General features: G+C 61.8%; 1 protein-coding gene. It reads left to right on the top strand.

Going from position 1 to position 322, the window contains the following annotated elements; all coding sequences use genetic code 11:
• Nucleotides 1-222: LysM peptidoglycan-binding domain-containing protein (locus QWI17_RS00115; RefSeq protein WP_302720477.1), on the top strand; the 222-nt coding region annotated here is incomplete at its 5' end.
• Nucleotides 223-322 lie beyond the last annotated feature (100 nt).

Raw genomic sequence — 322 nt, 5'->3', positions numbered from 1 at the left:
CAGGTCCTGGCCCTGCGCGGCGGCAACGCCCCGAGCGCCGCCGGCAATCGCGTAGCGGCGTCGGCGCAGCGCTCTACCCAGTACAAGGTGCGCAAGGGTGACTCGCTGTACCTGGTGGCCAAGCGCTTCAACGTGGAAATGAAGCACCTCAAGCGCTGGAACCCGCGCAGCGGTCATGCCCTCAAGCCCGGGCAGACCCTGACCGTCTACGTCGGGCATTGAAAGTCTCAAGCTGCAAGCAGCAAGAAAAAAGCAATTCGCGTACACCGCCGCTTTTTCTTGCAGCTTGAAGCTTGAAGCTTGCCGCTCTCTTTTTCCCACC

Source organism: Gilvimarinus gilvus, assembly GCF_030518155.1.
Taxonomy (GTDB): Bacteria; Pseudomonadota; Gammaproteobacteria; order Pseudomonadales; family Cellvibrionaceae; genus Gilvimarinus; species Gilvimarinus gilvus.
This window is presented reverse-complemented; position numbering and strand designations above follow the sequence as displayed.